Source organism: Serratia sp. PL7 (assembly GCF_945957435.1).
The window spans coordinates 1-23,336 of sequence record NZ_CAMFLB010000046.1 but is presented as its reverse complement, the minus strand read 5'-3'; the positions used below and the strand labels follow the sequence as shown (position 1 = coordinate 23,336).

Here is a 23,336-nt window from a genome sequence, read left to right as displayed (position 1 = left end):
TTCAAGATTATTGAAAACGAATTCACTCATCGTCATAACTTATGAAGAAAATCTCTTCATCTAGGCGAAAATTAACAAACTCTTTATCTTCTTCATTGAGTTGGTTATAAGTAACAGAATGCTTTTCAGCCATTTTTACTAAATCACCACTATTAGCGATAAATTCAGTTTCATGCTGATTAATTTCACGTATAACTTTGAAGTATTCAGTATTAGGGTGGTAAAACGCATTTTCACCAGATTCAGCTTCTTCTTGTTTAATCCAGTCTGCCAGATTGACTTTAAACGATTCTGTTTCCATGTTGATTTCCTAATCTTATTTGTTATGCCGCCATTCCCACGGCGGCATTGGTTGACTGTCAGCCCACAGGCCGCGCTTTTGCTTCTGAGCTTCCCGTTGCAAATCCGGTAATGCCTTATCCGTGTTATAGCGCTCATACACCCATGCAGCGCCAGATTGCACCATGAATCGGCTGGCTTCAGTGCCGTTCGTCATGAACACGTTCCCGATAATGCGCCCGTAGCGGTCTGTTTGCGTGTACGTCACCGTAACAGGCTGTGCCGCAACCAGACCTTTAAGTTGATTCATTGACCAACGTCCGAAAGCCTGTGTCTTTTCCGGCGCATCGATGTTTGCCAAGCGAATCCTTACGGGCTTTTTATTCTGTAATACTTCGATAGTGTCACCATCAAGAACACGGATAACTTTGCCCCGCATTTCTGCGGCAGACAGGAAACCAGAGAAAAAAATTATAGAAAGCACTAGTATGTTTTTTTTCAAAATATTAATTTCCATTTTCCCCGCTACCGTTGATGCGATGCGGGGATGCATTTAGCCTTTAACCTTCCCGAACTTACTCATGATTTTTGAAATAGCAGACGGATCAGCCGATGAGCATTGATTCAAAAATGATTTTCGAGCATCAAAGGTTTTATCCCATCGGATAGAGCCTTTTTTCTTTTTCACTATGTTAAAAAATGCTTTTTCAGGGCTTTTACATTCACCTCCACCGCCGCTACCAATAGCTTTCCCATACATACAGAGTACTACCTCGCATGGATCAGCAGCATGTGCGTTAACTGAAACCAATCCTAACCCTGTAAGCAGAGGTAAAACCATTAAAAACTTTCTAGTCATTTTTTCTCTCCTGATATGTTTTAATGAAGGTTATTTTTATTTGCTCTGGTAAAAAAGAAGATTGATATGCCCACTCGATAACACCTCTAGCTCCTTGAGCTTTCAACCCATCCCTTACTTGAAACCAAAGATCGGCTTTACTGGTGTAAACAATAACTCTATCGGCATGTGCCAGTGCGTAGTAATACTCTGGAGTAGTAAAATCCTCTCTCTTTGAAAAAGTTCTGCTAAATGTCCATCCAAGGCCATTAGTCTCTGATGGTATGACACCGTAAAAATCAGCCATATAAGGTAGAGAAGGGGTTACAATCTCATTTACCTTGCCAAACTCTACAGGAGTTGGTTCTGGAGGGGATGAACACCCAGTAAGAGCGAGAACTACGATTATCAGCATTACTTTCATCTTGATTTCCTTTTATGCAGCCATATCGAGATCAGGAACATCTTTTATAGCGAGATAGCCTTTAGCAACAATTTCGTTTTCAAATACCTTTTGAGGTGGCATTGACAACTTACCGTTCTTTTTAGGGAAAACACTCTCCAAAGAAGGTGCTACCTTAATAAAATCGCCAAAGAAATATTCATTCATGTAGTAAAAAGCTTTCTCACATCGAATCGGGTTTTCCCCCTTCATCGCGAGAATTTCTTCACTAAATTTTAGTGTGAGGAGTTCGTTAGTCGTTACCAGAGGACGTTCAATAAGACTCTCGGACTCTGAGCGAGACATACCGCCACGACTACGGCTCTTGCTTTTAGAGCCAATAGTGACCGTCTTAGTCCCCATAGCCTCTGACAGTTCGCGCGCATCCTTAACATCGGAAGCTGAATAGACAATTTTGCATGGCGCACTGGCGAGTAGCGTTTTGCTGCCAGCATAGCTATAGATCTCTTCAAGCTGAGAGCCAACCTGATAAACAATCAACAATTTCAGCTTGTAGCCAGCGATAAGGCCAGATTTGCTCTTGATGTAATCCACAGCACCAATTGACGGGAACTCATCAAGAAGAAATAAACAGTCATGCTTTATCTCTGGATCATCCGTAGGCATCTTTTCAAGGTTGACCTGAATAGCAAGCTGGAAAAAAATGTTTGTCACTTTTTCGGCAAGGCGTGCATTATCACCTGAGATACAGAAATAAACGGTCATTCTCTTTTTTCTAACCTGACGTAAGTCAAAATCATTTCCATCAGTAGCTTTCGCCACGTTCGGGTTAGAGAATGGGGATAATCCATTAAGGAAATTGCTTTTAAGTTGTGCTTTTGTTTTATCCTCCATTTCAATAAATGCTTTAAGACCAGACACACCTATATCAACCAGTGTTTTTTCTTTACCTTTCAAATCACCACGTATTTCACTAAGAAATGAAAGTAAGTTTTCAGGGTCAGCGCGTTCAAAAAGAAGATTAATTTTTGACATTGAAAATAAGGGTTCAATGTCAAGCTCTTTTAATGCTTGTTTATCCTTTGCTATCATAAACCAAAGAGTAACAGCAAGAGATTTAAACAAACTCCCTGCTGTTTTGTTGAGATAACTACCCGCGTCTGCACCATCTGTTTTATACGGGTAAACAATCAGCGCGAGATTTTCTAACTGGTTAAATCCTTCACTTGTTCCCATACTGACATAAAAAAGAGGATTGAATCGGTGAGTGACAGAGCTAAAGGGGTCAAATTTAAACACCTCCTGACGAAGAATCACTCTTCTGATTAGGCTGGTAATGTTGAAACACTCACGCTTAGGGTCGAGTATTATCACGCTCCACCAATATTTCATCAGGTTAGTAATAACTATACCTGCCCCTTTACCTGCACGAGTACCCGCCCCCATAGCGCTAAAAGCGGCTCCAACATAGCGAATTATTTTTTTATCTTTAAGGCCAACAATAATTCCCTCTTTTTCGTCGCCATCAAGAGTAAAACTATTCGACTCCTTTACATCTTTTATCGTGGCAAATCTCGCATCACCAAACACATTTTCCTTTTCCTCATTTAGTTTGATTAATGCCATTACTGGTATCGCCAACGACAACACAAAGCCTGAACACAGGGCAAGAAATGCAATCAACCTTATCTCGTCTGCAACACCAGTCAGCACCAAGCTTTTGATGAAAGAGTCCATGTTATATGCGTCTATTGCCTTGAATATCGCTTTCAATGGTTTAATGTTTTGCACTTGGTTGAAGTAAAGGACAAAGAAAGCAAACGAACCAGAAAACCACGTAAAGGCCAACATGATCCCAAAGATAAATACAGACTGTTGTTTGTTAAATTTTTTCACAATCTGCCCCTTTAAAATAAATATCACTCATATGTCTAACAACACCATCCCTTCCCACATGAACAACAATATCAATATTGTCCAGAATGATTTTTTTAAGCACATCAAATGGCAGGTTTTGGCATTCCATATTTTGATAACATTTCGTCACCATCTGAATGATGGCGTCTTTCGCAGAACCTGCGTGAATAGACGTCATGCTGCCTCTGTGTCCAGAACCCGCTACTTTGATAAAATCCCATGCGTCACCACCTTTTACTTCTGCAAGTAAAATCCTGTCTGGTTTCATCCTTAAACAAGATTTAATTAACTTTGCAGCGGTGATTATTGAGCCTGAATCACTTCCAGATTCCGAAGGATAAAAAAGATGAACGAAGTTTTTATGAATAAAGAACTCTATTTCTTCCGCATCCTCGATGGTAACTAGCCTTGCACTTAACGGAATAAAATCAATCAGGCTTTTCATATAGGTAGTTTTGCCTGAACCTGTTTCGCCCGCAAAAACGATGTTTTTGCCAACTTTTACAGCGAACTCCATAAACTCCGCAATTTTTTTCTGTTTGAAGAGTTCAAGAAGCGTATCATCATGGCTATGATACGTTTTCCCTGACTGAACATAGTCGTAAAATCCTCTTTCTATATATTCCTTATGCGTTACCTGCCTTGTTGATGGTTTTCTAATCGTAATAGATATGGTGTTTCTCTCACACGCTGGAGGAAAAACAACCTGCACACGCTCACCTGATTCAAGTGTTGCTGAAAGCAAAGGTTTTGTATCACCAACTTCATCACCACGAAATGAAGCTAATGTCTGAGAAAAACGCTTACAAAAGTCAAAGGTGACTTTCTCATCATCATGCACTGACCATTCACCGTTAATTTCCGTCCAGACCTCCCCTGAACGGTTTACAGCAATTTCTGTTAATCCATCAATATCAAGATAAGGCTGAAAAACCTGTCGTTTATAAAAATCCAGAGATTTATTGTTTATCAGTGGAGCAACATTATTCGTCATTTATTTTGCCTTTAACTGATAGACACCAGAAAAATCAATATCGTCACCAACAAGAATAGATATGATATCGCCCTGATTTTTGTACATAGTTGGTGGAATATTCACGCTGTTTGCTGCCGCTTCTTTCGCTATCTCGGCAAATGCTTCCCGACTGTTTGCTGTATAATCGGTCTGATTATCTTTATTATTATTTGATGCTCCACTAAGTGCTTGCATTGCATCAGGAATCATCCCTACTAGCATTGCACCACCGAAGCGATCCCAAAAATGTGAGTCAATCCATCCATCAATACCCATTTCGCCCAAGGCACCTGCTGCCGCAGTATCTACTAAATCAATTCTTTTAAAATCAGGTGTGCGTAACTGATTCCAGATAATAAACATGCGCCCCTGTCCATGATTCAGAGTACCGGTTTTGTAACTGCCAAATGCTTTAGTTCCTTTCTCAATCAGCTTCGTGTGATGGTTAGCACTCCACACATCATCTGTGATCACGCAATTGATACGTCCGCCCACATCTGAAACAAAGCGCGTTGTGAGTGCACACGGGATAATGGTGTTCTCTTCAATATAAAGGTTTGGATCTAGCTTGATTGCTGATACCTGCATACGGGATGCAGTTACAGCCTTAGCCTGTGGTTTTGGCTGGCTTGTGCTCGTTTCGTCTTGTTGAACCGTTCCTGTGCTATTTTGACGTTCGCTATTGCTGCCTGACTGCCCTGAGACAGGAATAGAGAGATACTTCTGGAACTGGCCGGAAGTTGACTTATCCGTTGGTGCAGGATTGTTACTCGTCGTTTCCGCACCATTCCCGCTGGTTGTCTCGTTCGCTACAGGGTCAAAATTTTGTCCCATACCTGTACGAACCTTACCAACTTGCGAGGCATTATCATCAGCCTTTACAGTAGATGCTGCTTGAGGCTCTTCGGAGTAAAAGTTTTTGTAAATTTTCAGGCCAAGAATAGCCACAATAAGAATTGTGGCAAAACCAAACAGCAATCCCATTTTAAAGCGATTATTTTTAGATTTTACTCCACCAATGTTATGAAGCTGTGATTGCTCCTGCCTCAATTGATTTGCATCTTCAACCAGATCATCGGTTTTTTTTATATCAGTCATTTTTCACCTCGACACGTTCAACATTTGGTGATGCCGTATTAATTTGGTCTGTAATTATTTTCCCAAACGACTGATTAACCACACCAACAACACTGTTACCATAACGAAGAACAAACTTATCGTTTACACTGTGAACAACCATTATTTTATATTTCCCTTTCGTCTGAACATTGAAAGACAATGTTTGTTCTTTCCCATCTTTATACATAAACGGGGCAGGGAACACTTTGCTTGAGTTGAAACCAATGTAAGTAAAAACACCATTATCATAAGCAAAATCAGGAGCAATCCTGCGACTATCAAATTTTTCATTGACTCGCATGTAATAATCCCAATTCTTTGGTGCGTCGGCGCTTTCAAAATTGTTAGCTATAACTTTTTTGTTTTTTATTTCCTCTTGTTGCGTTTGAATTTTTTTAGCTTCTTCCGCTCTTAATTTTGCCTGTTCCGCAGGATAACTATATTTAACTACATATGCGGGGCTATTTTTTTGTTCATCAGAAATCATAACTAAATCGAGGCTGTACACTCTTTTTGTTGTTCTGACGAAAAGATTCGTGTCCCACTCTTTAGCTACAGGTTGGAAAATTTTTTGTTCTTTCTCTCCTTCTGCATTTTCTTGTTGCTGAACCACAGGCCGAGGATTCACATAAACAACGTTATCATCTTTATCAATCTCCCAACCCGCAGGAAAACCAGCCCTAGCACTTATAACGGCTTCGCCTTCGTCAAAAACGATTGACGTTAAAAAACCTGTTTTCGATTTAATCACAGTGGTGTTTGCAGCGTTATAACTCACATTCTGCATCCTTGCGTCATAGCCTGACGACTGAGGAACTGCCGCAGCATTCACTAAGAAAGGTGAAAACAGGCTTAAAGCGATAATTAAACTTTTAGTGTCCATTATTCCCCCCTGATTTCTTTATCTGCCTGATAACTGGTTACAGTAAATCCAAGTGGATTAGTTGCACTGCTTTTCTTCAAATCAAAGCGATAAGTAACACGCAGAGCTAAATAGGAGATGGTCACTTGCCCTGTTCTGAAATTTCTACTAATGACTTTGAATCGAGATGTAGAAAGCCTATCTGGTGCAGTTGCATCAGTTATAATGTTAGATAACCGTTCAACTACTACATAAGCCCCGTTATTGTTATGCACTTTGTCAGGGGCTAAATCACTGGCAAAAAGGCGTAGGTAATCATCTTTCACCGTATTAGAGCTATATAGCTGTACTGTTTCATAATCACTTTGTAATGAAGGATAGTTATAGCCCTCTCGCAAAGAGATATACTTATCGACAAAGTAACGCCCCAGCGCCTCTGACTGTAAAATCTGTTCCTGTTTTACCTGTGTGATTAACTCTGTTCGTCCAGTAGTATTGTCAACGCTAACAATAGCGAGTTCTTTCTCTTTTAAAGGAGTAAGAATCGCGACAGCAACCCCCAAACAAATTGCCAGTAGTGATGCAACCGAAGCCACACACCAAGCAGTTTTTTTAGATTTTTCGTTTTCAGCATGAATCTGAGTTTCGAAAGATTTTGCGGTATCAATTTGCTCTTTAATTTTTTTATTCATAGCTAATAACCTGACTATGGTTTATTGGTTCAAGTTTTCCAGAGACATCAGACGGTAAAGTTGCCTTACTGGAACATCCGATAATCGAAAAAATGAAAATCAATAGAACTAATTTTTCTAATTTCATGCTGCTTCACTCCTTTTTTTAGCAAGTGATGCCCTGCGGCGATCAGCCATTGAATTAATGCCGCTTTGTATTTTTTGCCCTGCCCACGCATCAGCACCTTGCATTTTTTGACCAGCCCATTCAGACGCTGAACGAGTTCCCCGACCAAGAAAGTTTCCAAGACGACTTGAGTTTGACGCTGTGTTACCAACATCTTTACCCGTAAGCCCTTTCATTAATCCGAATCCAGCCTTGCCCCCAGACATACCTAAACGGGATGCCCCAACGCCAGCAGCACCTAACCCCATCATTGCCATACCCTGCACAGCACCATCGACGCCAGCACCTGCAAGCTGTGTTGCGAACATACGGGCAAGCATAACCAACAGCGCTGATAACAAGCCCGCCATGAACCCCATAGCTCCGGCAGTAACTACGTTGCTGTTTGGTGCTGCATTGGATACTTGCTGTAAAATTTCCCCCTGATAATCCATACCGATTCTGATCACCAGAGAGGCAAATAAAACCGTGAGAATGCTAGAAAAATTCAACTGTAGCCAGTTGTTGAACATCTGACGCAAGAAACCAAACATCAGGCAGAATATGAAGATAGGTGCTGTGATAATGAGCAGTTTCATCGTGACATCAGCGGCGAGATAAACCACTGTGCTAATCGCCATTAAAATCATTGAGCCAGCCCACACAAGCGCCATCCCAAATGCTCCAGCAAGAGGAATATAATCGGTATCTTTTTGATAAATTTTTTCAGCAAGGTTCTGTGTACTCGCCCAAAGATTATCTAGCGTCTGCCAAACACTTACTCCACCGGATAAACCGTCTTTAATACCTTCCATTGCAGTAGTTGCGCTGGTTAAATAACCTCCCGCATTAGTTATGAAAGTAATAATGATGGCGAACTTCGTTAAATCCCATGCCAGATCGGGAAGTGGTGTTTGCGTTTTCCCTGCAAGCGTCTGATAGCCTTTCCACAACACATACAATGTTACCGAAGCCGCCGCCAGCGTCATAATGTCGCTGGCAAACTGGCTTTGATAGGAGTCACTGATTTTCTGCACAGAGTCCATTATTGTATTATTGAACTTAACGAAAAAACCCTGACCAGCCATAAACCAACCCTCTTTTATTGAAAATCAGGAACAGCCGCTTGCAACTGTTGTTGTTTAAACTCTGCTTTTTGTTGCGTTTTCAACATTTCTGCATCAGCTTTATTTTTGCTTTCCCATACATCATATTGCATCTTGATTGCTTGCATTTTCAGGGATTGAGCCTGTAAAGAGTTTGCTAAATCCTGAGACTCTTTAATATCCTTAGAAGATTCAATACGGCTGCTTAATGATTGAATCTGTGACATGGTATTTGATAACTGTTTATTGATTACATTCCCTTGTTCGATACTGGCAGCGGTAGACACCACTTTAGCCTTACATACATTGTCATTTTTGGCATATCCCGTATTGCACATATCGAATGCACCGTACTTTTTAAAAAGACTTTGTGCCTCACTGCTTAAAGAGCCAGTAGGATCGTTAGTAAAGCTGGATATATAACTATCCCCTTGCTTATAAATATTCGTCAACTCTGATTGCAGATTACTTAATTCATTAGTAAACGATGCAATGTTACGAACACCTGTAGCAGTAGCAAGTTGGTCTTTATAAGCCTGTATCTGGCTTTTATAATGTGCGGCAGTGTCAGTCCATTCCTTAATCTTCTGCCCCCAATCCTGCGCCCATTGAACATCCCTCATAGGATCTGCATCAACTGCAACCGGAATACCCGCAGTAGAGAAAAATGAAGTACACAGCAGAACAGAGAATAAAACGGCCTTTGTCTTTTTCATAAAAACCTCACTAAATTGCTTGCTCAAGATATGTAGGAATCCAATCATCAGGAGACATACCATTGCGATAAATATTTTCGAACACTTCTAAATTGTCGGCGCTGGCTGATAGGATTTTTAAATATCCACCAAGTCCTGATAAATCCAGAGTAGCCAATGCCGAAAATGCCTTACCATCACCTTTTTTCAGACTGCTTTTTTTAATCAAAAACTGTCTGGACATTGGATCAAGATTTTTAATGATATTAAATTCTTCCGGCGTACATTTAAGCCCATTTACATAATCATCAAAATCAGCATCAGGGTTAGCAAGATAAATACTGGTACTACAAACTTCGACTACTGCTCGTGAAATTTTGTTTTTCAAAATTTCATCAGGTGATTGTGTCGCTGGAATAACAAGCCCATTTAACTTACGAATAGTTTTTAGCTTGTTATAAACAAAATCGCTAAATGCTTCATCCTGTAGCCATTTCCAGAATTCATCTAGGAAGATGACAAGACGGCGACCATCTAGAAGCTGAGTAATGCGATACAGCAAGTAGAAGGTGATAGGCGCACACACAACTGGATCATCAAGGAACTCCGTACCATCAATACCAAAATTGTTTACATGCTGAATATTGAAAGTGTCCTGCGCATTATCGAATACCCAGCCATTCGCGTTACCATTAGCCCACTGTGACAAACGTAGAATGATCCCGTTTTCCTGCTCATCACGGTCTGCTTTCTGCATGAGGTGCTCAAGCATACGAGATATGCCATATTCCCGCATTTCCCCTGCTGGAAAATCCATTACGGCATCAACAGACTCACCAATGAGCAGTGTTTCACGGGTTGTCAAAGTTTCGCCATTGCGGGTACAAAGGATTGCCATTAGTTGTTTTACAAAAATCCGGTTGCGTTTAGTTGCTTCAAGCGCAAAGGGATTCCAGCCAGTAGGCTCACCGCTTTTTACTGTATAATATTCACCGCCCAACATGCGGAGACATAACTCTGCCCCTCTGTCCTTATCCAGAAAAACAGTGGTCATTTTTTTCTGTCTAGCACTATTAGCAAACGTACTTGGATTATTATATTTCTGTAACATACAGGCGATAAATGAAAGCAGCATTGTTTTACCTGAACCCGCAGTACCGATTATTTTAGTATTTGCGAGGTTTTTCTCTCCAACTTCATCCTTAAACAAGACAGAGTTGTGAAGATTCAAATAATAAGCCTGTTTGCTAGGAGTTTTCAAAATGGCGAGAGCTTCACCCCAGCAATTTTTATCGCGTTTCCCTTGATAGAAGTTATGGAACGATGCCAGTTCAACAAAATTAGCATTTGATATAGGTGATAGTCGTGGTCTTAGATTAAATACTGCTGGGAGCTGCGCAAGATAAGCAGCAGGTAAAGATAACGTAGATAATACAACAACCATACCTAAATCAATAAAATCAGAAGATATTTTGCTAACTGATTCATCCAGTTCTTTAATGGAGTCGGCAAACACCATTAGAGTAAAATGATAATAGCCAAAAGAAATCTCCCCAGCAACGAGATCGTTTTTCGCGATTTCAAGCTCCTGCAACTGTGTTACTGCATCATCTTCGGTGCTTTTAAGCTGTTTCTCTGTACGCTTAATGGCATTTAATGCTTCTGTCTTACTCATTACAGTAAATGAATGGGTAATCACATAATCTACATCAGAAAAATGTAGCGCATCATAAACACCAGATGATGTTTCACTGGAAAAATCTTTAATTTCAATAGAGCGGAAAAAACGGCTACCATCTATTCTTTTCACCTGTGCTGTATCGTGATTAAGAAACACATCCACGCCACCAAGCACATTGTAAATAGGTGTTTTGGTAACACGTATTTTTTGATGTTTACCTGTTAACAGATAATTATAAAATGAAAGCTGTGATGAAAAAACGTTACCGTCCTCTTCATACATACCAAGAAGATTAGATGTGAATTTATCCAAGCCACTAGAAAGAGTATTGATAATATCATTCATTTTACTGATATGAATATCAATGCTTTCCTGTTTTTCTTTAAGGCTTTTTTTCTTATTTTCAAGTTTATCAAGCCTGTTATCAGGTCGATATACAACAGAAAAATAAATAGCATTACCTTTGAATTTATTTTCCTTGAGCGAATCATAATAACGACCAGAAACAATATCAGCGTGCTTATTACCTGATTTTATATCAAAGCCATCATAGAAACTCTCACGAATGGTATGATTATAGAACGATACAGACAGCCCTGAGAAAGAGCGGACTAAAGTAGCCACCTGAGAATCTATAGCTTCCAGTGCAGCTTCTGATAACGATTCAAAGCTAACGCCCATTAGCTGCCATGTGGCGACATAATCACCATTTTTCGTTTTTACAATATGTTTATCTACATGGCTGGAAAAAGGGATATGCTTTTCCAGCAAAACTCTTTCGTTTAGTTTCATAGCCTGAGTGAACTCATCAATGTCAACTGGCTCATACTGCGATGCAAGAAATGCCCTCGCTCCGAAATATCTATTACAAGCAGAATTTCCCAGCAACTTTAGTTTCAGGAAAAACAAGTTAAATATGTGGTCATCTTGTTTCGCTATCATTCTTAAAATGAAAATAGCGACAGGTATCGCTAACCAGACCAGTTTGTTTACATATACCCCTGACAAGAAGAATGCCCCAATGACCACAGTAAGTGGGACGACAGGGACACCCAGATACATTGCGGGGCGCGTCATGGCCTTATAAAGTATCGACATACTATCGTCCCTAGTTTGTTAACCAACCATCATAGAGGCGACTTCGGCGGCACTGGCAATGACGATCGCGCCAATGATGATAGGTGAGCATTCACGAATGGTACTGCCACCGAATAACACCTTATAGCCAACCCATAAACAGGCAATTGTGACCGTAACAATAGACAGGCCACTTAGCCCCGTCTGAACCTTCTCCAACAGGCTTTCTGCTTTAGAGAACCCATCAGCGAAAGCCGGTGATGCGATAGTTGCCCCAGCAATCGAGGCCGCAAAGCTAGTTTTGCGCATGTTGATAGCTGAAACACACGCACTTACACCGTTTTGGAAAGTCTTCTTAATAGACATGTTAATACCCTTTTAATTGATGATTTTTGTCGGTATGGCGTTATCGACAAAAGCTGATTTAAGAATTGATTCTGGATAAATTACTGATTTTTTTTTGCTGTGAGTTTTCCCTATGCCACTATCTCCCCTTTCGTTCTTTGTGCTTGGAACAAGATATTTGTTAGAATCGTTTTTATAACCAATTCTTTCTATGTAACTGGTATAACTAAACTCTGACTCTTTTCTTTTACCAGTTGAAAAATTACCAGAGTAATAGCAACTAAGAGCGTTTTCTAAATCCCCTCCCCTCTGATAACAATCAACAATAATTTTTTCGAAAACCGATAGATTTTCGCATGGTGATAAGAGTTTTTCCGCCGATGTATTGAATAATGAAAAATTTGTACTGGTAATCTGCATCAATCCTACGGAATACCGTCTTTTTTTATTCTCTATCTCACGTATAACTTCGAGTGCATCTTCTTTCGATGATGGTAAGTGTGTAATGACAGTTTTACCTGATTCATCACGTTCTGCTTTTGGGATAATTTCTGCAATAGCAAATGGATTAAACCCACTTTCAACGCGAGCAACATCATTGATTGTATCAGGGTGCACCGAGGCCGCGCACAAAAGCAAACTAGGTAAAATCCCTGCCATAACTCATCCCTCCTTGCGCATTAACTGCATCAGCATATAGACGATTTGATGCCTTTTATTACGCAAGGATTCTTTCGCCCGTCTTTCGATGAAGTCATTAAGTTGACGATCAAGTTTTATCGTTACGTGTGTCTCTTTGTTTTCATCCCCTTGGTTACTCTCTTTCATATTCGGTGATTAAAACTCTCGTGATTTGTGATTGTGAGAGAATCGCCTGACAAACAAAAAACGGCAATCATAAAAATTATGATCGCCGTTTAAATGGATTAAATATTGATTTCAGAAAAGTTTGAAAAACCGATAGAGAAAATTCTTAATTTGGTAAGAAAGCCCTTATCAAAGGGCTTTCATCAGCTTTTAGTTGAAGGTGGGAATGGGTGCGTCTTGCTGTTTATTTCTGAAAAGAGCAGCTTTCACATTTTTACAGTTATCCGTATCAGCACCGGATTTCTTGCACTCATCGGCCTTTTTCAAGGCATCTTCTGGATGATTCCGCCACCAATCAACACTCTTGGTTTCCTCGCCGCACCCACTCAAAGCCAATAATGAAACTAACATCATGATTCTTAGCATTTTTATTTCCTTATACATGATTAACCAAAAAAACTGACAGCACCCGTAAGAATACTACTGTACGAATACCAGACAAAGTAACATCACCTAACGTATGTCTCACCACATCAAGATGATTTCTTACAGTTATCGGCTTTATGCCTTTTTCGTCTGCAATTTCTTCGATTGTGCTACCAATTGCGTACATCATCGCAATGTCTTTCTGATGATCACTCAACTGTTCCTCTGTGAAAATTTGATGTAGCCGGGAAATACGGATAGCATCGTCCCTAGTCATGATAACCTCTCATTCAGGTTGTTGTGATCAGTAGGTGAACAAAGTAGCCGCTTTGTTCGCCTACGCCTAAATCAACTTAAAAACCGAACCCTTTCCAACCTCTTTCCTGCTCCTGCTTTTGCTTCTTATGTTCAGTTGAATCCTTCGTAAAACCATTTTCAAGCGCAAATCCAATGTTACGAGAGCGCTCATTCTTCCGTTCAATCTGTTGTTTAACCGCTTTATCATCTGGCTGGTTGGTTATTGCCTTTGGTATCTCACGTTCTCTGTTACGCTCAATCCCTATGTTCTCTATTTGCCAGTTACTACGTTGACTCTCTCTGTAACCAGCAACGGAACCATCATCATTAAACATCGGGCTACGGACTCGCGTTGGTGACAATTTTTTTATTTTAACTAACGTGCCAGCCTGCAACTTTTCTGATTCAAAGTGGCTTTTCAAATCTTTGCCCCAAATCGTTACCTGCTTACCACCTTTAAGGGTTTCATAGGTCAGATAGGGAGTTCTCTTTTCACCTGCTTTGTTCTGATAAGCAGTTTCGCCAAATTCGACTACCTTGTAAACGTTCCTCAATCGCTTAGGGTTCTCGGCCTGTAGCCTTTCAACCTCACGTTTACGTTCTGGATCTTTCTTCCATGTTGCCGCAACATCATAACCCATGCCTTCAAGTTTTCTATAAAATCCTTGCCTAAATTTTTTTGTTTCGTCCTTAGTCAACCTTAAACGCTTTTCTGTATCTTCGTTTTTAAGTTTGAAGTTAACATGCACATGTGGGTGCTTTTCTTTATCATCATGATAGACTGCTACAAATGCATGATTAGGATAGCTTTCTTTTAAAAACTCTGCTGTTGCTTTTAACGCATCCTCTCGGCTTACTTTAGCATCTGGAGGCGGGGAAAAGACCATGTTTTTTACATGATCAATATTTTCACCACGGTACTTTTTATCATAATCGCTTCCCTTCGCAAGAGTGACTGTAAACTCTTTATTAAAGTCGTCACCTTTTCCAGAAACTTCAATACCATTACCATCATAACAGTAAGCCTCAAGCTCACCTTCTCGCGTTATGTAATCAACTCCATTTTTTATACCTGCAACAGTTTTACCTGAACCAGTTATTTTAAAAGTCACTTCTTTTGATGGGGTTGAACCGTATGATTTTTTATCCGAACCATGTTGAGCTTTATAGTTAAATGCGGATTTACTGGCATGACTTTGACGACCTGTTAGTTTTGCTGGCTGGCTTGCTTTATCTGAGCTTTTTGCTCGTTTTGTTCTATATTCATTCTCAACAAATACGCCCATAAATCACCCGAACCTGTTAACAACGCTTTTGGTTAAAGTCTCTAAAGCTGAATCAATAGACTGACATAATCCAATAACCTCAACTACTTCCTTTCTAAAATCCGGATCATTTACCGTACAAAATCTTTCGCCTTTTATGATAAAATGTATATTACGGCCTATGCGGTCAATTGCAGTGGTTAGTTTTTTCAAGTCTTTTATTTCATCAGGATAAAGGCAAACTTCATTTTTTAATAAAGACTGCCTTACTCTGATTGCTATCTCACGACTCATACTCATGCCATGCAATGCTGCATTACGTTTTAAAATTTCAATTTCATGAGGATAAAGATAGGTAAAAACGGCTTTTGCTGGCTTATCTGACACATGAATTGATAGAGGTGTTGTCTCAACTTCAAGCACCTTACGCTTTGCAAAAACGTTGACACTGTTAACACCACAGACGGCAGCATTAACTTTAGCAAGCTCATACTCATCATCATCTAGCCTGAATTTTACTTGTTTCATAACTCACCTAAAGAGCCTGCGGCAGGCACAGGCAAAAAACCCGTTTTTGGACAATCAGATAGAAAATTGGTACCAATTTCTAGCGGATTGTCTATCCTGCATTGATTCTAGCATACCTAAACCACAGAACGCCCATTTAATGTACAGGAAGATTCAAATAGAGCATATAAGTCGCTAGAACGTTCTCTTGTCTCCGACCATCTGGCAACCAAGCTGCTATACGTTCGTGCTAACTAGTTCGCTTCGCTCATTGGCTTTGCAGTGTGGGGGGTTGTCGCGGCTAACGCCGTGACGCTTTTATGTCCTCGCTTCGCTGCGGGGCTTCCGGCTTCGCCTCCATGCCCTTTCAGGGCATAAAAGGGGCATTCCAGCCCCTACGAAATATATTTAAAACATTGCATATCCTTGCAAGTAGTTTAACCACCATCGGAATTGATCCCATTCCCTACCTTTCATAGCAGGGATTCGTGTTTCCCATCCTTTGACAAGTGAATCTGCAACCTGTACGATTTGTTGTGTTGACATATTAAAACCTCACTAAGTTTTGTTTGTTAACGGTGATCAGGTTGCTCGAACAACCTGATCACACCTCTCACACATTTAGTTTTCCACCTCCTTTTTACTGTATAAGCACTCTATAAATTCTTTTAAATTTAACACCTCATCACCTTCTTTCAAGGAATTAAAATATTCCTCGTATTCTTTTTCATATAATTCATTTTTCATAGCATTTTACTCCTAACTTTTTCTTTGTGTATTCTATGTCTATGTATGGTGTCCAATTACCCTTGTAAAATTCAATAGCGGCTTGTTCCAGTGTGATTAAACCAGTGTCGTAATCCCTTTTTACTGATTCATGAAAACTAGCTATATCAAACGGTTTCTTTCTTTTCATTTTTAAATCTCCTGCCCGTGTGGGCTTATGGTGAAAGATGCTTTCCCTTTCAATGATTTTATTATACGTCTATTTAGACGTATCAACAAGTGAATAGCTTATTCTTTTTCAGTTTTTTTTCTCTTTTCTAAAACAAAATCAGGATGCTCCCCAGCCATTAAAAGAAGATATTCAAACTCCCCTTTTGATAAGCTCAAACGGTTATGGGTTTTAGCTTCCTCTTTTTTTTGCCATGTTCTTAAACCTACACCAAAGAGTTTTCCGCATTCAGTTTGCGTAATCCCTAATTTTTCACGTAGTTTTTTAATATTTTCCGGCGTATTATCAGTTATCACGATCACTCTCCTTAATTTCTTTAATCATTGTAATGATAATTTCTTTATCGACCACTCTTAAACCATTAGTGGTAAAATCAATCAAGTTAAATTCATTTTCAACGAAATAAAACTCACTTAACATTTTTTTAGTAATTTTACTTTTACCTTCGGTCATGAGTTTTGAACGAGTCTTAATCTTTTTTACGAAATAGTATACACCTGCGTTTTCCTCAAGATAGTAGGTAATATCTCCTTTGTTTTTTCTCATAGCTGTTTCACCATTCCAGTTAGTGTAATAAGTTGATCCAAACTCAAGCCACGAACAAGAAAACCATAGCCATCACCATGCTCGGTTATTTGTCCGTTCAATCCATTTTCCACTTTGAAGCCTGTTAACGTTCCGTACCAGTTTTCAAGCTGTACAAGTTGCGATAACATCCCTTTCAGAATCCGTTTTTGTTCCCGTTCTGCCTGTATGTTCTTTTCGCATTCAAGCGCCTTTTCCACATCTTGCAGGGCATTTGCTAAAATTTTCCTCTCAATATCGGCGGCTATCTCAACAGGATTACGAAATAGTGATACGGTGCAGGAATAGCATGGACTACGCCAATTGCGACTATCCACGCTTCCCACGATTGAAAGTCTCTCTTTTTCATTCCGTATATGTACAGAGTAATTCTTAAACTTCGGGGATGTAAGTTTTATACGGTACTGGCAATCATCAAGAAGGTTAACGCGCCACCCATTCCCTAGGATACGACACACGATTTCAAAAACTGGTTGCCAACGTTCAAAGAATGATTTCATTTTAATGCCCCGTGATAATGTCTTGCTTTGATGGGGGCTTTCGCCCCCTGTAGATTTTATGCGCTTGCTTCTACCTTCCTCCAGCCTTTCGCTTTGTGTTGTCCGGCTGTGCCATACATCTCACGGATTTCATCAATGCTGTGTTCTTTACGATTACAGCGGCTTTTGTGTTCTTCAGGACGATAGAACCACTGTTTTTTCTTTGCTGCCCACTTGCACCCCATTTCTTTTAGAGTGTCTTTATGTTCTTTGGTGTCACCACTGATCCAGATCCAGTTACCAATGACTTCGTAAACCACTCCAGATAATCCAGAAAGAACATTCAACACTTTCTCCAATTCTTCACTGTAGTCATATCGGGCGTTTTCATCAGCACTTTGAAACTGATTGATTTTATCAATGTTAGCCATCAGGAAATCAAAAGCAGCGTTTACGGCTTTCATCAGTTCTGCGCCCAATGGATTACGATCTGGATGATATTTTAAAGCAGCTTTTTTATATGCTGTCTTAATGTCTTTTTCTGTCAGATCGCCAGATAGACCAAAAATATTTAATGCTTCTTGGATATTCATTTTAAGCTCCTGCCCGTTTGGGCTTATGGTGAAAGAGAACGTTCTCTTTCGATGAATTAATAATACGTCTATTTGGACGTATTAGCAAGCAAAACATTCCCCTTTTGCATCTTTACAATGTAAATACATTGTAAATCAATCTTGCTCTTTACAGTTGTAAACTGTGTTAGCGGGATGCTTTATCAATTTTGGAATACTTACGCGATAAATCGTCCTGAGAAGCGTTCTGAGCGTATTTTGCTGATTAGCTGTAACTTTGGCAGGGCTGGGTAAAGAAAATGGCTCTGAGAGCGTTCTATTGCTTTGCAGGAAAAGATCCAAAAAGGATCTCTTCAAGATCTTAGTCTGTGATTAGATCAAGCCTTTTCGAGAAAGGAGATACCGCTCGCCGCAGTCTTTGGCTGAGGCGTACCGCAGGAGCATAGCGACGAGGAACGAACAGGCAAAGCGAGGAAGCGGAAGTGAACCGGTACTAACAGAATGGCTCTTACACACAATGGCTAAATATTACACAATACTTATCAGAGCAGTAATCTGAATGCCTAGCAAGATCAATCCCCTGTGTTTATGCTGATTTATCCACAGGCTTTGTGCATTAAATAACTTATATCTTCTTTTTTTTCTTTAAAGACTTAAAAACTTACATCGGTATAACTTGCTGAAATATATGGATTATAATCTTTAAACATGAGAGGTTCCTCGGTCAAGCATGATAACATTCTCGGTTAAACATGAGAGGTTCCTCGGTTAAGCATGAGAGATTCCTCGGTTAAACATGAGAGGTTCCTCGGTTAAACATGAGAGGTTCCTCGGTGTAATTAACAGATTGGGGGCAAAAAAAAGATTACTATATGTTTTTCCTGTTAAATCTTTTTCCAATCTTATGTTGATTGTATCTGAATCTCTTAGCGATTGCGCTTTGGGCGGGTTTTTTGATGAAGAAGTCAGGCGCTGCATAGCATCGAAAGGCGTAAAGCATGAGAAGAAAATCGGTTTAACATGATAAATTAGAAATTGCGTTATCATGTTTTGAATGATAAGTTGATAGCTAGAAGGTAACTGGCATAGATGAGAATGAGCATGAATAAAACATCACTTTCAAGGCTGACCAAAGTTCGACATAGGAATGAGTTAAATTCTACTCTTTCCACTTTGCCGATGGCGGCCAAAAAAGTTTTGTTTTTGGCTATGAGTCAAATCAATTCAAAAAACGAATTTGATGATGACCATATATTTTATGTTAATGCCTCCGATTATACTAAATGGGTTAATGTTAAACCTGATGCTGCATATCTTGCTCTTAAAGATGGTGCAAATATATTGGATAGTGTTGTTTTAAAATTAAGAAACGATGAAATTCTAGATTTAAGCAGTGAGTTAAATCTCCCATTCACATCTAAAAACGTACCTGATTCATTGAACTTGAGCCTTACTGAATTTTCGGCATATTATAAGAATGAAGGTCGAGTCGGCATAAAATTCACTAACACTGCGAAAAGATTTTTATGCAAATTAGTTGGTTCTGAAAAAAGGTATACAACTCAAGTTCTTTTATCCGTAGTGAGACTTTCTAGTGTAAACTCATCTTCGTTGTATCAACTAATCAGGAAAATACATAGCAATAATCCAAGAATCATGTCTTTTGAAATGTCTGTTGATGAACTGAAAGAAGAACTTAATTTATATACTATAGACTCTCACGGAAATAAAGAATACAAATATCCAGAATTCCCAGCTTTTAAAAGGGATGTGTTAAATAAGTCTGTTAAAGAGATTATAAAAAATACTGAGATTAAGGAACTGAGTTTTGAAGTTTCTGGGAAAATAGGAAGGAAAGTTAACACATTGAAATTCATTTATTCATTAGAATCTACAGAGTTGCCAAATGAAGATAGTGAGTTTTTAGATATGTTTGATAAAAAATTCCCGCCTATTGATTAGGGAGGACATGATGAAAAACAATATTATTGATTTTCAGGGCATCAAACGTGGGCTTGAAAAATCCAAACCTGCGGCTGTGAATGATGAATCATATAATCACAACACTACTTCATTTCGACTGTTATCTTTTTTGTTACCATTTCGGTATCTACTTGCTATTTCTCTTTACCTGATTGTTGTTGTTCCCCTTGGTGTTATGGCGGCTTTGCGGCTGTTGTTTCAGATCATCGGCGGTATTGCCGTTGTGGGGCTTACCATCGTTTGGTTTATGGGGGCTAATGTGAGTGGCTACGCCGTTCTTGCTGCTTGGTTAGTTTTGTCTCTTTGTGGCTGCGCGGAACAATTGTTTACGTGGTGGACTGAAAGCCGATTTGCTTTCAGGTTGTTCGGCATAGGCTCTGACTCTACAGGCAGATCATGACAATGCAGGATAGACAATCCGCTAGAAATTGGTACCAATTTTCTATCTGATTGTCCAAAAACGGGGTTTTTGCCTGTGCCTGCCGCAGGCTCTATTTTAAGGATAATCGATAATGTTTAAACGTAATAAGCAGAAAGTAATTGAACCAACTAATAATGTAGTCATTCCATCAAGCGTTAACGTTTTTAGTGATTTCATCAGCAATAACCCTCAATATTCGAGCAATGCTTTTATAGCAATTGGTGAGGTTGATTGTTTTAATAAGATTCATCTGCTTTCTGAATCAGAGGCTGAGTTTTTAGGTGTTCTTTCACGTAATATTATACCTGATTATTCAGTATACCCAAAGGTAAGGCTAATTGAATTTGTACGTCCTTATGGCAGTGATGATGCAATAAAAGAATTGATTGTCGAGGTTCAAAATATCACATGTGATTATGTGATAACGTCATATGATGATGGTGTACTTGCAGTGGTTCAGTTCGGTGATGCTGCTACAGTAAGGCAGCAAAAGAAACGGCTAGTGATTAAGCGTGTATGTGAGATGTCCGGCATTTCATTCTATGTATTCAAGAATACACTTGAAATGATGAGTGATGAATCATTTGCCTCTTTACTGAAAGATGATGAAGAATAAATTAAAAGCCCTTATGGGCTTTTATATCTAAAAGTTTGAAAGTAAATTATCTTGCTGAGTTTTATAATCATCAAACTCGCCAATTTTAAAACAATTACATCCTTTTTCTGTTAAATGATACAATATTATTTCTCCTCCAATATATATTCTTTCATGTACTGGTTTTTTTGATTCTAGGTATCTCTGCTCATTCATCATTGTTGGTATTATGTCAACTAAGTTACCTTCAAGTATTGTGCAATCTGGTTTTACTCCTGTCCCATATCCTAATGATTCAGATTTAAAATCGTTAGTTGATCGATATGCATACGATACGGTTTTACCAGTTTCTTCACAAATACCAAATTGATAGACTGTTGTTGTAAATTCATCAGGCAGAGAAAATTCTTTTTTATAGTCTAACCAAAGTCTATTAAGTGCTTTTGGAGTGTGAAAATCCAAATTTTGGATGCCCCGCACAACCATCCTTGTTGATGCTTCAAGTAACCACTTATTTGCAAAGCCACCTGCTCCAGTGCCAGCTACGATGGTTTTTAAGTGAGGTATAAAGCCTGACTTACTTACAAAAGCAATAGGCTTCCCATTATCAACAGCAAGTGTATCTGTCGCTACTACCGCTTGTATTTCGTCGGTATAAAATATTAATGATGACATTTAATTCCCTATATCAATTAATTATGCTCTGTAAGCAACCAACCCAAAATATCCAAATCACCCTATTTTAGCTGATTCTAATAACCAGTGATTTCGTTGGTTTTCATCCATGTTGTCCCATGCTGCCAGTGCAGCTTTCAACACGGTTGTTTTACTTTGCCCTGTCCTCATTGCCTCGGATTCGAGTATACCTTCGAAATTTTCATTCAAGCGGAAATTAAGCAGCTTGGCTTTAGCAGTTACTGGCTTTTTACTGGCTCCGGCAATGAAACGCGCAGTTTCTGCGTTAGTTGCTGGTTCGTTTGATTCAGGAAGTTTTGGGGTATTCAGTTTTAAAGCCATTTTTTGATCTCTTTAGTCAGGACACTATAACGAATGTCTTTATTATAGTGTCTTTATAGTGTATTTACAATGTAAAGATACGTTGTTAATTTACTGAATTTATTAAACAATTCCTAATTCCATACCAACTAATTCGAGCTGTGCTTTTGCATTGTTAAGGCTGGAAGCACGAGCTACATCATGCACCCCTGCCCCTTCGTTACATGCGTTTTCGAATACATCCAACTCGGCTATTCTTGTCTTTAATGGTTGAATCCAGATGCTGTCTGAACGGAGTATTTTGTCTAGTTCTATGGCTTTCTGTGTGTGACGTGGTTTGCTTGGATTAATGCGCGTCATTAATACCCACGGTTGAAGATTTCCGTTAGTCTTTTGAGCTATTCTGACTTTTTCCGTTACGCTTGTTAGGGTTTCACTTTCAAAGTCAGATGAAGGTTTTACTAGTGTAACCATGATGTCTGATACGGTTAGAGCGCTACGGAACTCATGGCTATCATGCCCTGGACAATCCACGATCAGTACTTCACAGAGTTTGCTTAGGCGGCTTATCTCCTTGGTTACATTCCCGTATGCCTCATGCACAGGGACGGGTAACAGGCCATTTGCCTGACGCTTTTCACTCCAACTCAACATGTCTTTGTTTTTGTCTGTTTTCAGAACGATAACCGACTTGCCTTTGTTTACCAGCATAGAGGCCGTATTAGCTACGTAGGTGCTTTTCCCAACACCGCCTTTGTCTGATACTACCAGTAAAATTTTACCCATTTGAGGCCTCATATTATTTACGTTGTAAAGATGGAATAAAGACGCATCTGTCTTTACAGTATCTTTATACATCGAGCGCTTTACTATGTAAAGACGTTATAAAGATGTTTGTGTATTTACATAGTAAAGCAATTGTAAATCACTCAGTGTCTTTATGTGTGCATTACAATGTAATGATTTCTGTGTCTTTACAATGTAAATTGTATGTCTTTATGATATCTATCGGTTACAACGTAACAGAAAAAGGGAAACTGGCGAAAATGGAGCTTAGGACATAAATTCAAGGTGAAATCAGGCATGTTGCAAATATGTTAATGGTTGGTCGGTTAAGCTGAAATTTGATGATCAGTTATGTACGCCAAAAAAGAATGAAATCGTCAGATTGAGCTTGGTTTTTGAAGGTTTCGTAGTAGATATATGGTTTGGCGGCTATAAAATTATCAAAAGTCGGCAATTTAACATATTGTATCTTACCCGCACCGATTTTT

At 39.3% G+C, this 23,336-nt stretch carries 30 protein-coding genes; 3 read left to right on the top strand and 27 right to left on the bottom strand.

The features are described 5' to 3' along the window. Positions 1–22: 22 nt before the first annotated feature. From N6G83_RS52320 to N6G83_RS52205, 24 genes are all read right to left on the bottom strand, one after another. On the bottom strand, positions 23–301 hold the full coding sequence (locus N6G83_RS52320; protein ID WP_208780013.1) for a hypothetical protein: 279 nt from the start codon (positions 299–301) through the stop codon (positions 23–25). 15 nt (positions 302–316) lie between these two features. Beyond that, entirely contained in the window at positions 317–718 is a 402-nt protein-coding gene (locus N6G83_RS52315; RefSeq protein WP_228708730.1) for a thermonuclease family protein, read from the bottom strand. Between the two features lie 114 nt (positions 719–832). Further along, a complete protein-coding gene (locus tag N6G83_RS52310) occupies positions 833–1,138 on the bottom strand; it encodes a TrbM/KikA/MpfK family conjugal transfer protein (RefSeq protein ID WP_172721774.1) in 306 nt (101 codons plus the stop codon). Continuing rightward, the gene (locus tag N6G83_RS52305) at positions 1,131–1,541 is read right to left on the bottom strand and encodes a cag pathogenicity island Cag12 family protein (RefSeq protein WP_115195437.1); all 411 of its coding nucleotides are present in this window, start codon (positions 1,539–1,541) and stop codon (positions 1,131–1,133) included. The genes N6G83_RS52310 and N6G83_RS52305 overlap by 8 nt, the downstream gene beginning before the upstream one ends. A 12-nt stretch (positions 1,542–1,553) precedes the next feature. Then, the gene (locus N6G83_RS52300) at positions 1,554–3,416 is read right to left on the bottom strand and encodes a type IV secretory system conjugative DNA transfer family protein (RefSeq protein WP_260524334.1); all 1,863 of its coding nucleotides are present in this window, start codon (positions 3,414–3,416) and stop codon (positions 1,554–1,556) included. After that, positions 3,403–4,431 carry a P-type DNA transfer ATPase VirB11 gene (gene virB11 / locus N6G83_RS52295; protein ID WP_115195436.1) on the bottom strand — a complete coding sequence of 343 codons (1,029 nt, stop codon included), beginning with the start codon at positions 4,429–4,431 and terminating at the stop codon, positions 3,403–3,405. Before virB11 ends, N6G83_RS52300 begins: the two co-directional genes overlap by 14 nt. After that, on the bottom strand, positions 4,432–5,550 hold the full coding sequence (virB10, locus tag N6G83_RS52290) for a VirB10/TraB/TrbI family type IV secretion system protein (RefSeq protein WP_117111267.1): 1,119 nt from the start codon (positions 5,548–5,550) through the stop codon (positions 4,432–4,434). It lies immediately after the preceding gene. Next, positions 5,543–6,454 (bottom strand): TrbG/VirB9 family P-type conjugative transfer protein, encoded by a 912-nt coding sequence (locus N6G83_RS52285; RefSeq protein WP_248006651.1) that lies wholly within the window; start codon positions 6,452–6,454, stop codon positions 5,543–5,545. The genes virB10 and N6G83_RS52285 overlap by 8 nt, the downstream gene beginning before the upstream one ends. After that, positions 6,454–7,125, bottom strand: a complete 672-nt coding sequence (locus N6G83_RS52280) for a virB8 family protein (protein ID WP_172721768.1) — start codon at positions 7,123–7,125, stop codon at positions 6,454–6,456. The genes N6G83_RS52285 and N6G83_RS52280 overlap by 1 nt, the downstream gene beginning before the upstream one ends. 123 nt (positions 7,126–7,248) lie before the next feature. Continuing rightward, positions 7,249–8,358, bottom strand: a complete 1,110-nt coding sequence (locus tag N6G83_RS52275) for a type IV secretion system protein (RefSeq protein WP_228708728.1) — start codon at positions 8,356–8,358, stop codon at positions 7,249–7,251. A 14-nt stretch (positions 8,359–8,372) separates the two neighbouring features. Then, positions 8,373–9,092, bottom strand: coding sequence for a type IV secretion system protein (locus tag N6G83_RS52270; RefSeq protein WP_115195455.1), 720 nt, complete (start codon positions 9,090–9,092; stop codon positions 8,373–8,375). 10 nt (positions 9,093–9,102) lie between these two features. Further along, a complete protein-coding gene (locus tag N6G83_RS52265; protein ID WP_211136056.1) occupies positions 9,103–11,850 on the bottom strand; it encodes a VirB4 family type IV secretion/conjugal transfer ATPase in 2,748 nt (915 codons plus the stop codon). 18 nt (positions 11,851–11,868) lie between these two features. After that, on the bottom strand, positions 11,869–12,195 hold the full coding sequence (locus N6G83_RS52260) for a TrbC/VirB2 family protein (RefSeq protein WP_228708727.1): 327 nt from the start codon (positions 12,193–12,195) through the stop codon (positions 11,869–11,871). Between the two features lie 12 nt (positions 12,196–12,207). Next, positions 12,208–12,834: a lytic transglycosylase domain-containing protein gene (locus N6G83_RS52255; protein ID WP_115195453.1), complete on the bottom strand. Its 627-nt coding sequence runs from the start codon at positions 12,832–12,834 to the stop codon at positions 12,208–12,210. 357 nt (positions 12,835–13,191) lie between these two features. Beyond that, positions 13,192–13,407 carry an EexN family lipoprotein gene (locus tag N6G83_RS52250; RefSeq protein ID WP_228708726.1) on the bottom strand — a complete coding sequence of 72 codons (216 nt, stop codon included), beginning with the start codon at positions 13,405–13,407 and terminating at the stop codon, positions 13,192–13,194. Between the two features lie 10 nt (positions 13,408–13,417). Further along, positions 13,418–13,684 carry a helix-turn-helix transcriptional regulator gene (locus N6G83_RS52245; protein ID WP_115195451.1) on the bottom strand — a complete coding sequence of 89 codons (267 nt, stop codon included), beginning with the start codon at positions 13,682–13,684 and terminating at the stop codon, positions 13,418–13,420. 76 nt (positions 13,685–13,760) lie between these two features. Continuing rightward, positions 13,761–14,990, bottom strand: a complete 1,230-nt coding sequence (gene mobP1, locus N6G83_RS52240) for a MobP1 family relaxase (protein ID WP_211136057.1) — start codon at positions 14,988–14,990, stop codon at positions 13,761–13,763. A 3-nt stretch (positions 14,991–14,993) separates the two neighbouring features. Continuing rightward, positions 14,994–15,497, bottom strand: a complete 504-nt coding sequence (gene ddp1, locus N6G83_RS52235; RefSeq protein WP_117111270.1) for a DNA distortion polypeptide 1 — start codon at positions 15,495–15,497, stop codon at positions 14,994–14,996. 600 nt (positions 15,498–16,097) lie between these two features. Next, complete coding sequence (locus tag N6G83_RS52230; protein WP_260524333.1) at positions 16,098–16,223, bottom strand: hypothetical protein; 126 nt, start codon at positions 16,221–16,223, stop codon at positions 16,098–16,100. Then, positions 16,213–16,392: a hypothetical protein gene (locus N6G83_RS52225; protein ID WP_115195448.1), complete on the bottom strand. Its 180-nt coding sequence runs from the start codon at positions 16,390–16,392 to the stop codon at positions 16,213–16,215. Before N6G83_RS52225 ends, N6G83_RS52230 begins: the two co-directional genes overlap by 11 nt. A gap of 98 nt (positions 16,393–16,490) precedes the next feature. Beyond that, a complete protein-coding gene (locus tag N6G83_RS52220; protein WP_115195447.1) occupies positions 16,491–16,727 on the bottom strand; it encodes a helix-turn-helix domain-containing protein in 237 nt (78 codons plus the stop codon). After that, complete coding sequence (locus tag N6G83_RS52215) at positions 16,717–16,977, bottom strand: hypothetical protein (protein ID WP_211136058.1); 261 nt, start codon at positions 16,975–16,977, stop codon at positions 16,717–16,719. Before N6G83_RS52215 ends, N6G83_RS52220 begins: the two co-directional genes overlap by 11 nt. Further along, complete coding sequence (locus N6G83_RS52210) at positions 16,974–17,516, bottom strand: hypothetical protein (RefSeq protein ID WP_115195445.1); 543 nt, start codon at positions 17,514–17,516, stop codon at positions 16,974–16,976. The genes N6G83_RS52215 and N6G83_RS52210 overlap by 4 nt, the downstream gene beginning before the upstream one ends. 56 nt (positions 17,517–17,572) lie before the next feature. Continuing rightward, positions 17,573–18,088, bottom strand: coding sequence for a J domain-containing protein (locus N6G83_RS52205; protein ID WP_115195444.1), 516 nt, complete (start codon positions 18,086–18,088; stop codon positions 17,573–17,575). Positions 18,089–19,162: 1,074 nt separating this feature from the next. On the opposite strand from N6G83_RS52205, the gene N6G83_RS52200 reads away from it, so the two are divergent. From N6G83_RS52200 to N6G83_RS52190, 3 genes are all read left to right on the top strand, one after another. After that, positions 19,163–20,029: a replication initiation protein gene (locus N6G83_RS52200; protein WP_211136059.1), complete on the top strand. Its 867-nt coding sequence runs from the start codon at positions 19,163–19,165 to the stop codon at positions 20,027–20,029. Positions 20,030–20,036: 7 nt separating this feature from the next. Beyond that, a complete protein-coding gene (locus N6G83_RS52195) occupies positions 20,037–20,450 on the top strand; it encodes a hypothetical protein (RefSeq protein WP_234057309.1) in 414 nt (137 codons plus the stop codon). Positions 20,451–20,562: 112 nt separating this feature from the next. Next, positions 20,563–21,087 (top strand): DUF2726 domain-containing protein, encoded by a 525-nt coding sequence (locus N6G83_RS52190; RefSeq protein ID WP_202209947.1) that lies wholly within the window; start codon positions 20,563–20,565, stop codon positions 21,085–21,087. Between the two features lie 27 nt (positions 21,088–21,114). Here the strand turns inward: N6G83_RS52190 and N6G83_RS52185 are convergent, their stop codons facing one another. The 3 genes from N6G83_RS52185 to N6G83_RS52175 all read right to left on the bottom strand — a co-directional run bounded on the left by N6G83_RS52185 (position 21,115) and on the right by N6G83_RS52175 (position 22,848). After that, positions 21,115–21,741 (bottom strand): hypothetical protein, encoded by a 627-nt coding sequence (locus N6G83_RS52185; protein WP_050296627.1) that lies wholly within the window; start codon positions 21,739–21,741, stop codon positions 21,115–21,117. 57 nt (positions 21,742–21,798) lie between these two features. Next, a complete protein-coding gene (locus N6G83_RS52180; protein WP_013572681.1) occupies positions 21,799–22,083 on the bottom strand; it encodes a hypothetical protein in 285 nt (94 codons plus the stop codon). A gap of 102 nt (positions 22,084–22,185) precedes the next feature. Next, complete coding sequence (locus N6G83_RS52175; protein ID WP_050296628.1) at positions 22,186–22,848, bottom strand: division plane positioning ATPase MipZ; 663 nt, start codon at positions 22,846–22,848, stop codon at positions 22,186–22,188. Between the last annotated feature and the right edge of the window lie 488 nt (positions 22,849–23,336).